The organism is Paucibacter hankyongi (assembly GCF_037482915.1).
GTDB lineage: Bacteria > Pseudomonadota > Gammaproteobacteria > Burkholderiales > Burkholderiaceae_C > Paucibacter_A > Paucibacter_A hankyongi.
The window spans coordinates 49,774-64,474 of record NZ_JBBHJX010000013.1 but is presented as its reverse complement, the minus strand read 5'-3'; the positions used below and the strand labels follow the sequence as shown (position 1 = coordinate 64,474).

The following is a 14,701-nucleotide window of genomic DNA, read 5'->3' as shown; positions in this document are numbered from 1 at the left end:
CGCCCGCTTGATGAAGCTTCTGCTCATGAGTCTTGTGCTGGTGGCCGGCTCGGCTCAGGCCGCAGTTGCGGCGCCGGGCGTGAGGGCGGCGCCGGTTCCTATTGAACGCATCATCTGGCTGAAGGCAGACGCGAGCAAAACGAACCCTACACTCAGCTACATCGCCGGCAAGCTGCCGCAGATTCGCCATGAATACTTGTCCGCCAACTCGATACGCAGCTGGCAGATGATTCAAAGGGGCGAACCGGTGTGCCGCGCACTGACGGTGCGAACCGCAGCACGCGAGTCGGAGGCCTATTTCACCGACCAGATGCTGGCCGCGCCGGCCGAACTGTTGATGCGGAAATCCAAACTCGACCTGGCGCCCCGTAACAAGGCGAACGAGGTGGACCTGGCAGCACTACTGAGCCAAGGACAGTTGCAGGGAGCCGTCTCCCGAGGTCGAAGCTACGGCGAACACATCGACCAACTCGTGAGTCAGTATGTGGGCAGCAAACAGTTGGCCGACTACGCCACCGCGGGCTATGGCGAGCGGCTGCAAGACATGTTGACGCGCGGCCGCACCGACTACTTGATCGACTCCGGCGCGGCCTTGGCGCAAATGCGGCAACGGCAGCTGGCCACCGATGACTTGATCCGCCTGCCCATTCAAGGAGCGACACAGCCCCTGGTGATCAGCATTGCCTGCCCTCGCACGCCCTGGGGCTTGGCGGCTATCCAAGCCATTGACGAGGTACTGGGCACACCCGAGGCGGCAGCGCATTTACGCAAAGCCGCGGGCGAGTGGGGTGGCCAACAGTCCTTGGAGCAAATCAAACCACTGATCGAGCAGTTCTATGCTCGGCGCAGCAAACCCCAATTTGGGCGCTGAGGCAGCGCCGCCTAACGCGACTCGGCCGGCGTTGCCTTAGGCTTTCAAAATGGCGGCACCCAAGGCCTCGGCCACCTCGATGCCATCCACCCCGGCGGACATGATGCCGCCGGCATAACCCGCACCTTCACCGGCGGGGTAAAGGCCCTGCACATTGAGGCTTTGGTAGTCGCGCCCACGAGTGATGCGCAGCGGCGACGAGGTGCGCGTCTCAACCCCGGTCAAGACCGCATCGGCGCGCGAGAAGCCCTTGATCTGGCGTTCGAAGGCCGGCAAGGCCTCGCGGATCGCGTCCAAGCAATACTCGGGCAGACTGCCGCGGCCTTTTTGCTGGAGATCGGTCAGGGTCACGCCGGGCTTGTAAGAGGGCTCCACATTGCCCAGCACCTTGGAGCGCTGACGCTTGATGAAGTCGCCCACCAAGGCACCCGGCGCCATGTAGCCGCCCTCGCCCAGCTCATAAGCGCGGCTTTCCCAGATGCGCTGGAAGGCCATGCCGTCGAGCGGGCTGACCGGGCCTTCATGCTTGCCGTCTTGCCGATAGTCTTGCGGGTTGATGCCCACCACGATGCCGGCATTGGCATTGCGCTCATTGCGCGAATACTGGCTCATGCCATTGGTGACGACGCGCAGCGGCTCGCTGGTGGCGGCCACCACCGTGCCGCCGGGGCACATGCAAAAGCTGTAGACCGAGCGGCCATTCTTGGCGTGGTGCACCAGCTTGTAATCGGCCGCACCCAAGATCGGGTGACCGGCGCTGGCGCCGAAGCGCGCCGCGTCAATCACGCTTTGCGGATGCTCGATGCGGTAGCCGATGGAGAAAGGCTTGGCCTCCATATAGACGCCACGCTCATGCAGCATCGTGAAGGTGTCGCGGGCGCTGTGGCCCAGGGCCAGCACCACATGATCAGAGGCAATCTGCTCGCCCGAGGCCAGGGTGACGCCGCGAATATGCTTGCCCTTGGGGCCGTCTTCGATCAAGACATCGGTGACCTTTTGCTCGAAACGAATCTCGCCGCCCAAGGCCTCGATATCGGCGCGCATCTTGATCACCATGGACACCAAACGGAAGGTGCCGATGTGCGGCTTGCTGACAAAAAGGATTTCTTCGGGCGCACCGGCCTTGACGAACTCGGTCAAGACCTTGCGGGTCAGATGGCGCGGGTCAGAGATCTGGCTCCAGAGCTTGCCGTCCGAGAAAGTGCCGGCACCGCCCTCGCCGAATTGCACATTCGACTCCGGGTTCAGCTCGCTTTCGCGCCACAGGCCCCAGGTGTCCTTGGTGCGCTGGCGCACGTCTTTGCCGCGCTCCAGCACGATGGGCCGCAGCCCCATCTGCGCCAGGATCAGGGCAGCGAAGATGCCGCAGGGGCCGAAACCGATCACCAGCGGACGGCGCTGCGCCTCGGGGGTGAAAAAGTCAGCCGGCGCATGGCCAACAAACTTGTACTGGGTGTCCGGGCTGGGCTTGATGTGCGGATCGCCCTCGAAGCGCTGCAACGCCGCGGCCTCGTCGCTCAGCTCGCAGTCCAGGGTGTAGATCAGCTGAATGGCCGACTTCTTGCGCGCGTCATAGCTGCGCTTGAAGACATGAAAAGCCAGCAAGTCGGCGTCAGTGTGCAGACCCAAACGCTGCACGACGGCGGGACGCAACGCGTCCTCGGTGTGATTCAGCGGCAGACGGAGTTCGGTGATACGAATCATGGCTGTCGTTCAGCGATTGAAGAAGGGGAAATGGCTGCGCTGGCGTGCGCGATCCATGCAAAAGCGTAGCGCAGAAATGAGATGAGGCCCTGAACGGGGCCTCATCTCATTTCCCTGCCCGACGTCGACCCGATGCGGGCGCCGACGTCAGTGACAAGCGACGGCAATCAACCGCCGTTGCTGCAACGCTTGCCAGGGTTCTTCTTGCTGCGAGTGTGCGAACCACGCTCGAGGCTGCACTTCTGGCCACGGGGAGCAGTGAAGGTCACGCCCTTGGGGGCGACAGGGCGGGGGGTAGCGCGACGTGCGGCTTCGGTGATGATTTTGTTGCCCATGAATGGCTCCGGAACAAAGGATTGGTTGCAAAAAGCAAAGTCCACCAACCCCCTTACGAGTAAAACAAGTAAAGACGCGGCACTGATCGAGCAAGAAAATCGCCCAAACTCGACGCGGCAGAGTTGGAATGAATCGAGCATTTTACTTTGGAATACCGATTTGCCCAAACAGGCCCAGGTTTTTCTTGTGCACATTCGCGCCAAGAGGTGGCAAAAACCGCTGCCCGAGACCTCAAAAAGCAGCACTTTGCAAGCGGCGCTTGCCTTGCCCACCCGCCTTGGCCAGCATGGGCCAATGAATTCCCCTGCGAAGCGCCCGATGAGAAACCAAAACCGTGCTCGGCGTTGCAGCCATCTGTCCGGCTTGCTCGCCCCGCTCGCACTATTGCTTGGCCTGAGCGCCTGCGCCTCGATCAACAACCCGGCGCGCGAGAACCCGCAGCAGCGTCGCGAACGCTTGGCGAACCAATACGAGATGACGGCCGAGGGCTGGCACAGACTGGGTTCCGCGTCGCAGCGGGACCGCTACCTGCGCCTGGCCGAACAAACCCGCAGTGCGCCGCCAGAAGAGAGCGCCAGCCCCGGCGCGGGGGGCTTCATTGAGGCCTTGGCCAATGCCGTGTTTGGCACCGGCCCGCCGAGCCGGAAGTAGTCCCGAGAGCCCGAACTCAGTGGTTCAGTCGCTCAGCCGCTTAAGCAGATGTGGCCGACCGCTGGTCGCGCCACTGTTGCAGGCGCTGCAAATCCATCGGCTTGGCGATGAAATAGCCCTGCACCAGATCGCAGCCGGTGCGGCGGATGACCGCCATCTCGGCCTCGTTCTCGACCCCTTCGGCCGTCACCATCAGCCCCAGGCTATGCCCCAGCTTGACGATGGAATCGAGTAACTCCTGCCGGCGTGGATCACCATCCACACCATCGACAAAGCTGCGGTCGATTTTCAGCTCATGGACCGGCAGCCGCTGCAGATAAGCCAGCGAGGATTGCCCGGTGCCAAAGTCATCGATAGCCAGGCGCACCCCCAGTTTGCGCAGCGAATGCAGCACCCCAATCGGGTCCAGGCCACTGTCCAGCAAACCGGTCTCGGTCAATTCCAGCTGCAAGGACTGCGGCGGCACGCCTGACGCCGCCAACAAGGCGCCGACGCGCTCAGGCAAGCCTTCATCTTGCAGATCGAGCGTCGACACATTGACCGCTATTGACAACTCATGCCCGGCGGCCTGCCATGCTGCCAGCGTCCGCACCGCCTGCTCCAACATCCATTGGGTGACCTGCCGGATGCGCCCGGTGCTTTCGGCAAAGGGGATGAATTCGCTCGGCGGCAGCCAGCCGCGCTGCGGATGCTCCCAGCGCACCAGCGCCTCTACACCGGACAAGCGGCCATCGAGCGCCGAGACCTTGGGCTGCAGGAACTGGCGCAACTGACCCTGCTCAATCGCCTCCTGCAAGTCCGACAGCAAGCTCAGATGCGCCAAGCGGGACGCTTCCAGATTCGGGTTGTACAGCGACATCGGCAGGCGATAGCGCTTGGCCTCGAACATGGCTTGCTCGGCATGCCGCAGCAGCGACTCGCAAGTCTGCGCGTGCTCCGGGTACAACGCCATGCCGACCGACACCGACAGATCCAGGCTGTGGCCCTGCCAGCTGTGCTTGTGCTGCACCGCCGACTGCACCTGATCGGCCAACTGGGCAGCCTCATCCGGCCGCTCCATCGGCACCAGGGCCACAAAGGTGCCGCCCGCCAGGCGTCCAAAGCTGGCCTTGGCCTTCAGCATGCCGGCCAACTTGCTGGCCGCGCTGACCAAGAGCGCATCACCAGCATCAAAGCCCAACACGCTGTTGACCGTTTTCAAGCGATCAACGTCCATGCACATCAGCACGGCCAAGCCTTGTTGCGCAGCCAATTTCTTCAGCAGCCCATCGCCATCCAAAATGAAACGTGAGCGCAAGGGCAGGCCGGTCAGCATGTCCACATTGGCCATGCGCAGCAATTGCTGCTCGCGTTCGCCCACCGCTTCGGCCAGCGTGTTCATGGCCAGCGACAACTGCCCCACCTCGTCATGGCTGCGGACCGGGATGCGGTGGCCGTACTGGCCGGCCGCAATCTCGCGCGCGCCGGCCTCGGTCAGCGACAAGGGCCGCACGATGCTGCGCGCCACCGCCCAAGCCAGCGCACCGCCCACACCCAAGGCGACCAGACACAAGACAAGCACGGTGTTGCGATCCCGCCCGATCTGCCCCCGCAAGCCCTCCGCCTGCTTCAGCGATGCCACCTGCTCCAAGCTGGTCAAGCTGCGAATGCCGTCAATCAACAGGCTCAGCGCCTCCTCGGTACGGCCGCCCAACATCGCGCGTGCGTCCTGGTGCTGCTCGGCCTCGATCAGATCGACCGTCTGGTCATAGCGTTCGCGGAATTGTTTCAACCGCTGCTGCACATTGACCAAGGCCTCGCGGCGCTCACCCTCCGGCAGGCGCTGGTCGAGCAAGCGCATGGCAGCGTCCAACTGCCGGTTGGCGGCATCGATCTCGGTATAGGCCAGCACGCGGGTTTCGCGCTCGGTACTGATCAGCACCAACAACTTGCGGGCCGCGTCCTCGGCATTGGCACTGACGTCGTTGATGCTTTCCAGCGTCTCGGCCTGCTCCCCCACCACGCGGGTAAAGGCGCGGGAAAAGGCGTCCAGGCGCAGCATCGTCAGCGAGGCAAGCACCAGCAAGGACACCATCAGCACGCCAAATGCCAAGCCCAAGCGCGTACCTATGCGCTTACCAAAGCGGACTCGCGTTTCTTTCAAGGCCATGGATATGGGGAATGTAAAAAGGCGCCAGCGCACAAGGCGGCGGCGCAAGCGGCCATCTTAGCCAGCTTGATGCGGGACTGTCTGCCGAGATTGCCGGGAGTTTTCAGCTCGTCTTCGCCCAACACTTCAGCATCAACTGGGCGCCGGCCAGATTGGTGGCGCAGGGCACGTTGTGGACGTCGCAAGCCCGCACCAGGGCATTGATGTCAGGCTCATGCGGTTGCGGCGTCATCGGATCGCGCAAAAAGATCACCGCATCAACTTGCCCCACGGCCAGCCGAGCACCAATCTGCAGGTCGCCACCCAGCGGGCCACTGAGCATGCGTTCAATTTCCAGCCCCAGTTCTTCATGCAGCCGCCGACCGGTGGTGCCGGTCGCCATCAAGGTGCAAGTTTTCAAAAAGGGCAAAAAACCAGCGGCCAGGGCCACCATCTCGTTCTTCTTGCCATCGTGGGCGATCAGCGCAATTTTCATCCCCGCCATCTTAAAGACTGGCGGTTACAGCAGGGCGTCAAGCTGCGGCAGCCTCACGAACGAAGCCGGCCGAGGCCCGCATCAGCTGGCGCGTGTAATCAGCCTGCAGCCGCTGCGCGACCAGATCGCTGGCGCTCAGCGTCTCCACCTCGCGCCCGGCCTGCATCACCACCAAGCGCTCGCACAAATGCGTGACCACCGCCAGGTCGTGGCTGACCATCAAAAAACTCAGGCCGCGCTCGCGCCGCAAGGCTTCCAACAGATTCAAGACCTCGGCCTGCACCGAGGCATCGAGCGCCGAGGTCGGCTCATCGAGCAGCAAGACTTGCGGCTCCAAAATCAAGGCGCGCGCAATCGCCACCCGTTGCCGCTGGCCTCCGGAAAGCTGATGAGGGTAGCGAAAGCGAAAGCCCTGCCCCAGCCCCACCGCGTCCAGCACCGCTTCGATGCGCCGTTCGGCATCACCAAGCTTGTGAATGGCCAAGGGCTCCGCCAGCATGCTGTCCACCGTTTGGCGCGGATGCAGGGAGCCGTAGGGATCTTGGAACACCATCTGTACGCGGCGGCGGAATTCGCGGCTGCCGGCTTCGGGCAATGTCCCCAGAGCTCCTTCGCTTGCGAGCAAACGCACGGTACCCGCCGCGCGCGGCACCAAGCCACAAATGGCCCGCAGAATCGTCGACTTGCCCGAGCCCGATTCCCCCACCAGGCCCAGGCTTTCGCCGGGCTCCAAGCGCAGGCTTAGGCCGTGAATAGCGGTGAATTCACCAAAGCGGACCCGCAGCCCCTCGATGCTCAAACCCATGCGATATGACTCGCTCATGCAGCCCCCTTCCAGGCCTCTTGCCGCTGCAAGGTCGGCAGCGGGTGGCGCGGCTCCTGCAAGCGCGGCAGGCAATTCAACAAGCCTTGGGTATAGGGGTGCTGCGCCTCATGCAGACGGCTGGCGGCAATCTCTTCGACCACCCGACCGGCATACATGACCAGGATGCGGTCGCAAAAAGTCGAGACCAGGCGCAGATCATGCGAGATGAAGATCAGCCCCATGCCGCGCTGACTCACCAGCTTGTCGAGAATGCCCAGCACCTGCAGTTGCACCGTCACGTCCAGCGCCGAGGTGGGCTCGTCCGCGATCAAGAGCTGCGGCTCGGCAATCAGCATCATGGCCATCATGACCCGCTGGCCCATGCCGCCCGAGACCTCATGCGGGTAGAGGCGGCTGACGCGCGCCGGGTCCTCGATGGCAACATCGCTCAAGGCCCGCAAGACCCGCGCCTGCACCTCGGCCCGGCTGTAGCTGTGGTGGGCCAGCAAGGTCTCGGCGATCTGTTCACCAATGCGCATGACCGGATTGAGCGAGTACTTCGGGTCCTGCAAGACCATTGCAATGCGTTGCCCTCGCAGCGCGCGGCGCTCGGCCGGCTTGCAGCGCAGCAGATCGATGCCCTCAAAGCTCAGACGGTCGGCACTGATACGGGCCTCCGGGGCCGACAAGCCCATGATGGCCCGGCCGGTCTGCGACTTGCCCGAACCCGACTCGCCCACAATGCCCAGCCGCTCGCGCCCCAAGGTGAAGGACACGCCGCGCACCACCTCATTGACGCCGCCATCGCGCAGCGGAAAGGCCACGCGCAAGTTGTCTACGCTCAACATCGCTGCTTCACTCATCATTCACCCGCCTTGGGGTCGAGCGCATCGCGCAGGCCGTCGCCGAGCAGATTGAAGGCCAGGCTGACGATGAAGATGGCAAGACCTGGCCCCGCGGCCACCCACCATTGGTCCAAGACATATTGGCGGCCGGCCGCGATCATGGCGCCCCACTCCGGCATCGGCGGCTGCGCGCCCAGGCCCAGAAAGCCCAGGCCGGCGGCGGTCAAGATAATGCCGGCCATGTCCAGCGTGACCCGCACGATCACCGAAGGCAGGCACAGCGGCATGATGTGGCGCCAAACGATGCGCGCCTTGGAGGCTCCCATCAGCTGCACCGCTGAGATGAAGTCGGCATGGCGAATGCTCAGCGTCTCGGCCCGAGCAATCCGCGCATAAGGCGGCCAGGAGGTGATGGCGATGGCCAGCACCGCGTTCTCGATGCCTGGGCCCAATGCGGCAACAAAAGCCAGTGCCAGGATCAAGCGCGGGAAAGCCAGAAAGATATCGGTCACGCGCATCAAGACGGCATCCGCCCAGCCGCCCAGAAAGCCCGCCATCGTGCCGACCAATAAACCGATCGGCGCGGCCAGCAAGGCCACCAAGGTGACCACAAACAAGGTGATGCGCGAGCCATGCAAAAGGCGCGACAAGATGTCGCGGCCCTGGTCATCGGTGCCCAGCCAATGCGCGCTGGAGGGCGGCAACAAGCGGCTGCTCATCAGGTCCCCCACGTCGGGTCGGTAGGGCGCCAGCCAAGGTGCCAGCGCGGCCACCAGGGCCAAGCCCAGGATGATGAACAAGCCCAGCAGTGCCAAGCGGTTGCGCGCAAACGCGCACCAGCCGGCATAGGCCCGCCCCAGCGCGGCTTGGCGCCGCGAGGCCGGGCGCTCACTCATCAGCCAGTCTTTCAAGCCCGGCACAGCTTTGCTTTCCATCGTGGTCTTCATCGTGTGCGCGGATCCAGCAGTCGGTACAGCAGGTCGGACAAGAGGTTCAGCGCGATAAAGACCGAGCCCACCACCAGCGTGCCGCCCAGCACGGCATTCATATCGGCGTTCTGCAAAGAGTTGGTGATGTAAAGCCCCAGGCCTGGCCAGGCGAACACCGTCTCGGTCAACACCGAGCCCTCCAGCAGGCCGGCATAGCTGAGCGCAACCACGGTCACCAAAGGCACGGCCGCATTGCGCAAGGCATGGGCCCAGATGATGCGAGCCTCACTCAAACCCTTGGCGCGCGCGGCCACGATGTACTCCTGGCTCAGCTCCTTCAGCATGAAGCTGCGCGTCATGCGGCTGATATAGGCCATGGAAAAGTAGCCCAGCAAGCTTGCAGGCAGGGCCAAGTGCGCCAGCGCGCTACGCATGGCCTGCCATTCACCGGCCAGCGCCGCGTCCACCAGCAACAAGCCGCTGCGCGTCGGCACGCTGTAGGCGAAACCAATGCCGATGCGGCCCGGGCCGCCGACCCAGTCCAGCTTGGCATAAAAGATCACCAGCCCCATCAGGCCGAGCCAGAAGATCGGCACCGAATAACCAACCAGACCCATCACCCGCACCAGCTGATCGGCCAGGCGGCCGCGCCGCACCGCGGCCCAGACACCGAGCGGAATGCCCAGCGAGGCCCCGATCACGATGCCGACCGTGGCCAACTCCAGCGTGGCCGGAAACACACGGGCGATGTCGTCCAGCACCGGCCGCCCGGTCAACACCGAACTGCCAAATTCGCCGCGCAGCACCTTGCCCACATAGTCGCCAAACTGGCGCCACAGCGGCTGGTTCAGGCCCATGGCTTCGCGCATCTGCGCCATTTGATCCTCGGTGGCGCGGTCGCCCAACACGGCCAGCACCGGGTCCACCGGCACCACCCGGCCGATGAAAAATGTCACCGCCAGCAGGCCCAGATAGGTCAGCAACACCACCGGGATAAAACGCAGCGCGGCGGCGGCGAGGCCCTGCCAATGAGAGGTCTTGCTTGTGCTCATGCCTTGCTCACCGGCGCCATCAAGGTCGTGTCCGAAGTCGGCCCGATGCGAAAGCCCTGCACCTGCCGGCGCACGCCGGCCACCTGGGTTTGCTGATAAATCATCACAAAGGGACTGCTGCGCCGAAACTCGGCCTGCAAGGCCTCATACATCTGAATGCGGCGCTGCGGGTCTTGCTCCAGCACGGCGGCATCGCTCTGGCGGGTCAGTTCGGGAATCTCCCAGCTATTGCGCCAACTCAACGGCCGGTTCTTGGCGTCGTCGCGGTTGTCGGGGTTGCGGGTGAAGGTGTCGGCATTGGTGTGCGGGTCCCAATAATCGCAACCCCAGTCACCGATGAAGAGTTCATGGCGACGATTGCGGTACTTGGTCAGCACCTGCTTGCCATCACCGGGGATGATCTCGATCTGTATGCCTGCGCGTGCGGCGGTCTGCTGAATCGCCTCGGCAATGCCCTGCACCGGCTGCACCGTGCGCACATCCATGCTGATCTTGAAGCCCTGCGCCAGCCCGGCTTTGGCCAGCAGCGCGCGTGCGCGCTCCACATCCAATCGGAAGGGCTGCTCCTTGCTGGCTCCGAGCAGGCCCAGCGGCAGAAAGTTCTGATGCGGCACGCCAATGCCCTTGATCAAGGTGGCGCCGATGGCCTCGTAATCGACCAGCCACTTGAAGGCCTCGCGCACCTCGGGCTTGGCCAGCAAGGGATGGCGCTGGTTCAGGCCCAGGTAATAGAGCGAGCCCTTGGGCGTCTGCGTCAACTGGATGTTCGGGCTCTGGGCCAGCGCCAGCAAGTCCTGCGGCGCCAGATTGCGGGCAATATCGACATCGCCTTTTTCCAGCAGCAGGCGCTGGGTCGCGGCCTCCTTCACATGGCGGTAGATGACCCGGGCCAGGCTTGGCTTTGTCCCATGGAATTGTTCGTTACGCTCCAGCACCAAAATCTCATTGGCACGCCAGTCGCGCAAGGTCCAAGGGCCGGAACCCGCATGATTGAGCTTCAGCCAGGCCGCGCCCCAGTCCTCACCCTGGGCCTTGGACAAAAGCAATCGCTTGTCCACCACCGAGGCCACCGTGGCGGTCAGGCAGTTCAGCACAAAGCTGGGCGCAAAGGGTTTGGCAATTTGCAACTGCAAGGACAGCGGGCCGGTTTGGCGCACCCGCTCGCCCACATTCGTTTTGCTCAAACCAAGTTGGGTCAGGATGAAGGCTGGCGCCTTGTCCATACGCACCGCACGCTGCCAGGAGAACACCACGTCCTCAGCCGTCAAAGCATTGCCGGAGGCAAAACGCAGCCCTGGCTTGAGCACGAAGTTGAAGACCAGGCCGTCCTCTGACACCTGCCAGCTTTCGGCCAACACCCCGAAAACCTGGCCCGGCGCGTCCAGATTCAGTCCCACCAGGCGCTCATAAGTATTCCCCAGCACCTCGCCACCCGAGACCTCAAAAGAGGCGGCCGGGTCCAGGGTGATGATGTCGTCGAAGGCGAAGGCCTGAACCAGCGTGTCCTTGGGCGTGCCCACGTGGCTGCATCCGGCCCAGGCGCCCAGGCCCAGCAAAGCTGTGCTGGCAAGCAGGGCGCGGCGGTTGGGGTCTTGTGCGGGCATGGACGGGAGAGGTGGCGGGGAGGATGGAATTGAAACGCCCGCATTGTGCTGCAAGCGCAAGCCGGGCTCTCTTTTTGCGAACCCCTGTTCAGCAGGGCTCAACCCCGCCGGGGTCAGGTGTGAACCCGCCGGACCGAGGGATTCGCCGGCGCCGCGGCAAGCCGAGCTACATGCTCGAGATCAGGCATCGCCACTCATCAGGGCTGTTCAAGAAGATGTGACACCACCTCCGCACCGATCAGCATCGTCAGCGGTGCGGGCCGGTGCAGCAAGAAGCCTTGCGAGAAATCGACGCCGATCTCGCGCAAACGCTGCAGCACCGCCGGGTTGTCCACGTACTCGGCCACGGTTTGCATGCCCACCACCTGGGCCACATCGACAAAGCAGCGTACGGCAGCCTCATCCAGCGGATCGCTGACCAGGTCACGCACGAACTGACCGTCAATCTTCAGGTAGTCGACCTGCAGATTCTTCAAATAGCCAAATGAGGACGCGCCGGCACCAAAGTCGTCCAAGGCTCCTCGCACGCCGAGTGCGCGGGCCTGCTCGATGAACAGGGCCGCATCGGCCAAGCTGGTGATGGCCGCGGTTTCGGTGATCTCCAGGCACAGGCGGCCGCAAAGTTCCGGGCCAGCCTCGCGCAAGGCCTCCAGCGCCCAGCGATGGAAGGCCCGGTCGCCAATCGACTGCCCAGACAAATTGACGCTGAGCATCTCGACCTCATGCAAACGCGGCTCGGCGCGCATCCAGTCCAACACCCGGCTCAGCACCCAGCGGTCAATGCGGGTGGCGAGGTTGAAACGTTCGGCCGCTGGCAAAAATGCCCCCGGCAAAATCATCGCGCCATCGGCGTCCACCATGCGCAGCAAGACCTCGGCATGCAAACCCCGTGCAGGCGCTTCGTTCTCGCCCTGCAACTGCATGGTTTCGATGCGCTGCGCGAACAGCACAAACAAGTCTTCGTCCAAGGCGCTTTCGATGCGGGAGGTCCACTTCATCTCACCATGCCGTGCATGCATGGCCTGGTCGGTGTCGAACCAGGTGTGCACCCGGTTGCGCCCCGAGTCCTTGGCGGCATAACAGGCCGTATCAGCGGCCTGCAAAATCGCCGCCGTATTGGGCCAGCGCTTGTTGATGGGCACCAGGCCAATGCTGGCGCCAATACGGAAACGACGCTGGTCATGCACGAAGCGGAAGTCTTCCATGCGGTCACAGACCTGCTGCGCCACCCGCTGCGCCTGCGTCGGCGAGCAATGCTCCAGCAGCGCCGCAAACTCATCACCGCCCAAGCGAGCCAAGGTGTCGCGCGTGCGCACCGCCTCACCCAAGATGCGGGCCACCTGCTGCAGCAGCTGATCGCCCACCGCATGGCCGCAGGCATCGTTGACCAGCTTGAACTGGTCCAGATCGATGTAGAGCAGCGCATGTTGGCTGCGGTCGCCCTGCGCCTGTTCCAACACCCGACGCAGGCGCAATTCAAATTCGCCACGGTTGATCAAACCGGTCAGCGGGTCATGGGTGGCCCGGTAGGTCATCTCACCACTGAGGCGGCGCTGCTCGGTCACATCATGGAAGACCAACACCACGCCAAACACCTCGCCGCGCTCATTGCGGATCGGCGCCACCGAATCCTGCACGCCGTATTCCTGGCCTTCTCGGGAGATGAGCAGGCTATGGCGCGCCTGCGCCACCGTCTTGCCCTCGGCCAGACAGAGCTGCACCAGGTTTTCAGCCGGTGCGCGGCTGTGTTCATCGATGACGTGAAACACTTGCTCCAGCGGCCTGCCCCGGGCCTCATCGGCGCCCCAGCCGGTCAACCGTTCGGCGGTGGGATTCATCCAGACCACCTGCCCGGTCGCGTCGGTGGTGATGACCGCATCGCCAATGGAGCGCAGCGTTACCAACAGCAGCTCATGTTGCTCCGCCAACACGGCGCTCATGCGCGCCGCCATCTCCTCGGCCAGTTGGCGAATTTGGGTCAGATCCCAATTGGCCCCGACCATGCGCAAGGGGCGACCCTGCGCGTCGGACACCAGCCGCGCCGAGCCGCGCAGATGGTGGACGCTGCCATCCGGCCAGATCACCCGGAACTCCGTGTCAAAAGGCTTCAAGCCCTTGATGGCTTGTTGTACCTCTCGGTCGGCGCGCTGCAGATCATCGGGATGCAGGCAGGCCGCCCAACTGCCGTAGCTCATAGCTTCAGTGCGGGGCTCCATCCCGTAAAGGCGATGCATCCACGCATCCCAGACCAACGCTCCGCTGTGCAAATCAAGTTCCCAGATGCCGATATGGCCGCTGTCCAGGGCCATGTTGAGCCGGGCCTCGCTGGCCTGCAGCTTCTCTTGGGCACGCACCTGTTCGGTGATGTCTTCCACCGCGCCGACATGGCCGATCAACTCGCCGCCCTCACCGAGCACAGGCCGGCTGCGCGACAGAACATGGCGCAGGCCGCCCTGCGGCGACTGCACGCGGAACTCCTTTTCAAAGTCGCGCTGCGCGCGCGCGCAGTCCAGCCAATGCTTGAACACGCCGGGCTGGTCTTGCGGATGAATCGTCTGCGACCAGCCCTGCCCCAGGCTTTGCGCCAGGCTCAAGCCAAAGATCTCTTGCCAGCGCGGGTTGGTGTAGGTGCAAGCACCGCTGGTATTGGTATGGAAAACGCCGATGGGCGCGGCCTCACTGAGGGTGCGAAACCAGGCCTCGCGCTCGGCCAGTTCGGCGGCCAGGCGCAACTCTGTCAGCACACCGCGGCGCAGTTCCAAGGCATGCACCACGGCATCGGCCAAATGGATCAAGACCTCGCGCTGGTTGTCGGTCAGACGCCGCGGCTGGGTGTCCATCACGCACAAGGTACCGACCGCTTCGCCATCCCGCAGGCGCAAAGTGGCCCCGGCATAAAACCGCAAGCCCACCGTCCCACGGACCGCGGGCGAGTCGCGGAAACGAGGGTCGAGCCGAGCATCCTCGACTTCAAACACGGCGCCCGCCACGATGGCGTGGGAACAAAAAGCTTCATCGCGGGGCAGCTCGTCCAAGCCCTCCAGGCCCACGCCCGCCTTGAACCAGACCCTGTCCGCATCAACCAGGCCAATGCGCGCGATCGGCGCACCGCAAGCCAATGCGGCAGCCTGCACCAAGGCGTCGAATTCGGGCTCAGGATGGGTGTCCAGTACCCGCAAACGGCGCAAGGCGCTCAGTCGTTCAGCTTCGCGATCGGGCACTGGTGCTGCCGGCATCTTCAACTCCCAAGAGCGCATAGCACGCGGTTTCAACGGCATAT

General features: G+C 63.8%; 11 protein-coding genes. 2 read left to right on the top strand and 9 right to left on the bottom strand.

The window, feature by feature from the left end:
- Positions 1-10: 10 nt before the first annotated feature.
- Entirely contained in the window at positions 11-871 is an 861-nt protein-coding gene (locus tag WG899_RS17205; protein ID WP_339596879.1) for a hypothetical protein, read from the top strand.
- Positions 872-907: 36 nt separating this feature from the next.
- On the opposite strand, the gene WG899_RS17200 is transcribed toward WG899_RS17205, so the two are convergent.
- Positions 908-2,575 (bottom strand): NAD(P)/FAD-dependent oxidoreductase, encoded by a 1,668-nt coding sequence (locus WG899_RS17200; RefSeq protein WP_339596878.1) that lies wholly within the window; start codon positions 2,573-2,575, stop codon positions 908-910.
- A gap of 318 nt (positions 2,576-2,893) precedes the next feature.
- On the opposite strand from WG899_RS17200, the gene WG899_RS17195 reads away from it, so the two are divergent.
- Complete coding sequence (locus WG899_RS17195; protein ID WP_339596943.1) at positions 2,894-3,562, top strand: hypothetical protein; 669 nt, start codon at positions 2,894-2,896, stop codon at positions 3,560-3,562.
- Positions 3,563-3,602: 40 nt separating this feature from the next.
- Here WG899_RS17195 and WG899_RS17190 read toward each other — a convergent pair whose 3' ends face one another.
- The 8 genes from WG899_RS17190 to WG899_RS17155 form a co-directional block, all read right to left on the bottom strand.
- Positions 3,603-5,711 (bottom strand): putative bifunctional diguanylate cyclase/phosphodiesterase, encoded by a 2,109-nt coding sequence (locus WG899_RS17190; RefSeq protein WP_339596877.1) that lies wholly within the window; start codon positions 5,709-5,711, stop codon positions 3,603-3,605.
- Between the two features lie 103 nt (positions 5,712-5,814).
- On the bottom strand, positions 5,815-6,186 hold the full coding sequence (locus WG899_RS17185) for a methylglyoxal synthase (protein WP_444718864.1): 372 nt from the start codon (positions 6,184-6,186) through the stop codon (positions 5,815-5,817).
- Positions 6,187-6,223: 37 nt separating this feature from the next.
- Positions 6,224-7,009 (bottom strand): ABC transporter ATP-binding protein, encoded by a 786-nt coding sequence (locus WG899_RS17180; protein WP_444718863.1) that lies wholly within the window; start codon positions 7,007-7,009, stop codon positions 6,224-6,226.
- Positions 7,006-7,854 carry an ABC transporter ATP-binding protein gene (locus WG899_RS17175; protein ID WP_339596875.1) on the bottom strand — a complete coding sequence of 283 codons (849 nt, stop codon included), beginning with the start codon at positions 7,852-7,854 and terminating at the stop codon, positions 7,006-7,008. Before WG899_RS17175 ends, WG899_RS17180 begins: the two co-directional genes overlap by 4 nt.
- A complete protein-coding gene (gene nikC, locus WG899_RS17170; RefSeq protein WP_339596874.1) occupies positions 7,854-8,771 on the bottom strand; it encodes a nickel transporter permease in 918 nt (305 codons plus the stop codon). The genes WG899_RS17175 and nikC overlap by 1 nt, the downstream gene beginning before the upstream one ends.
- 8 nt (positions 8,772-8,779) lie before the next feature.
- The gene (locus WG899_RS17165; RefSeq protein ID WP_339596873.1) at positions 8,780-9,817 is read right to left on the bottom strand and encodes an ABC transporter permease; all 1,038 of its coding nucleotides are present in this window, start codon (positions 9,815-9,817) and stop codon (positions 8,780-8,782) included.
- Positions 9,814-11,421 carry an ABC transporter substrate-binding protein gene (locus WG899_RS17160; RefSeq protein ID WP_339596872.1) on the bottom strand — a complete coding sequence of 536 codons (1,608 nt, stop codon included), beginning with the start codon at positions 11,419-11,421 and terminating at the stop codon, positions 9,814-9,816. The genes WG899_RS17165 and WG899_RS17160 overlap by 4 nt, the downstream gene beginning before the upstream one ends.
- A 197-nt stretch (positions 11,422-11,618) precedes the next feature.
- Entirely contained in the window at positions 11,619-14,693 is a 3,075-nt protein-coding gene (locus WG899_RS17155; protein WP_339596871.1) for an EAL domain-containing protein, read from the bottom strand.
- Between the last annotated feature and the right edge of the window lie 8 nt (positions 14,694-14,701).

Excerpts from the sequence above, each read along its gene's own strand:
- WG899_RS17175 (WP_339596875.1), bottom strand. The coding sequence starts at position 7,854 with ATGAGTGAAGCAGCGATGTTGAGCGTAGACAACTTGCGCGTGGCCTTT.
- WG899_RS17200 (WP_339596878.1), bottom strand. The coding sequence starts at position 2,575 with ATGATTCGTATCACCGAACTCCGTCTGCCGCTGAATCACACCGAGGAC.
- WG899_RS17185 (WP_444718864.1), bottom strand. The coding sequence starts at position 6,186 with ATGAAAATTGCGCTGATCGCCCACGATGGCAAGAAGAACGAGATGGTG.
- WG899_RS17180 (WP_444718863.1), bottom strand. The coding sequence starts at position 7,009 with ATGAGCGAGTCATATCGCATGGGTTTGAGCATCGAGGGGCTGCGGGTC.
- WG899_RS17195 (WP_339596943.1), top strand. The coding sequence starts at position 2,894 with ATGATTTTGTTGCCCATGAATGGCTCCGGAACAAAGGATTGGTTGCAA.
- nikC (WP_339596874.1), bottom strand. The coding sequence starts at position 8,771 with ATGGAAAGCAAAGCTGTGCCGGGCTTGAAAGACTGGCTGATGAGTGAG.
- WG899_RS17160 (WP_339596872.1), bottom strand. The coding sequence starts at position 11,421 with ATGCCCGCACAAGACCCCAACCGCCGCGCCCTGCTTGCCAGCACAGCT.
- WG899_RS17205 (WP_339596879.1), top strand. The coding sequence starts at position 11 with ATGAAGCTTCTGCTCATGAGTCTTGTGCTGGTGGCCGGCTCGGCTCAG.
- WG899_RS17190 (WP_339596877.1), bottom strand. The coding sequence starts at position 5,711 with ATGGCCTTGAAAGAAACGCGAGTCCGCTTTGGTAAGCGCATAGGTACG.
- WG899_RS17165 (WP_339596873.1), bottom strand. The coding sequence starts at position 9,817 with ATGAGCACAAGCAAGACCTCTCATTGGCAGGGCCTCGCCGCCGCCGCG.